This is a genomic window from Acidithiobacillus sp. TH-A36 (assembly GCF_057473445.1).
The window spans coordinates 1-1,056 of record NZ_JBYCKP010000388.1 but is presented as its reverse complement, the minus strand read 5'-3'; the positions used below and the strand labels follow the sequence as shown (position 1 = coordinate 1,056).

Annotated in this window: 1 protein-coding gene; it reads left to right on the top strand. The window is 54.8% G+C overall.

What is annotated here, in order from left to right:
* A partial coding sequence (locus tag AC2VLY_RS10110) for a TolC family protein (protein ID WP_486922209.1) occupies window positions 1–1,056 on the top strand: 1,056 nt, incomplete at both ends.

Genomic DNA, 1,056 nt, shown 5'->3' with positions numbered 1-1,056 from the left:
TCTGCCAGCCAGTCCAATAATGCCTTGACCGTTTTCGGAATGAAGTTGTCCCAACGCCAGGCAACCTTCAATGATTTTGGCGCGAGTCAGTTTAATCTTAATCCGCCTAACTACAATGTGGCTCCGGCCGGGCTTAACCTGCCAGGCAGTTATCATAACTACGGTACTAAACTCCAGTTGGAAATTCCGATCTGGAATGGTGGTGAAGTCTGGGGGCGACTGAGTCAGGCCCACGCCATGTTGGAAGCTGCTCAAAGCGGAAATGTCATGGCCCGGCAAAAGCTGACTTTTGCGGTTTTGCAGGCCTACGACAGCGTCATTGCAGCTGAAAGCGCCATTCAGGTTGCCCAAAAAGCCCAAAAGGCGGCTGAGTCCTACGTCAAAACCAGCAAACTGCTTCTGGATAAAGGGGTGCTGGTCAAAAGCGATTGGCTGGCTGCTGAGGTAAATCTGGAAAAAACTCAGCTGGCGGTGCAGACCGCAGAGAATGACCATGCTAATGCTCTGGAAAATCTGGCTATTCTGATTGGCTGGCCGGAAGAAAAAACTTTATCCGTGGGGAAACCCGTACAACCCGCGTTACCTGATCACTCCCTCCTGGATTTACAGCGTCAGGCAATTACAGAAAATGCCGGCATTGTCGCGCTACGCCACAAGCTGAAAGCCGCTCAGGATGGCATTCAGGTCGCTCGTGCAGCCTATCTGCCCCATGTGAACGCCATGGCCAATCAGGAATGGAATGGCAGCTCGCTGGGTAATGCGGCTCCCTCCTATACCGTCGGCGGCGAAGTCACCTGGAATGTCCTGGATTTTTCCCGGGGCGGGGGCATTGATCGGGCGCAGGCCGAACGTGAGCAGGCCATGGCCGCCTTGCAGGAGGCGCAGGACAAGCTGCGCTTGCAGGTGGCAGAAGTCTGGCGCAGTGCGCGTGAGGCGGCACTGCGCGTCAAAATGCGCCGTCTGGCTGTTCAGCAGATGGAAGAATCCCAGCGTCTGGTGCGATTGCGTTATGAAAATGGGGTTGAAACCATTACCGGCTTGTTACATGGGCAAGCC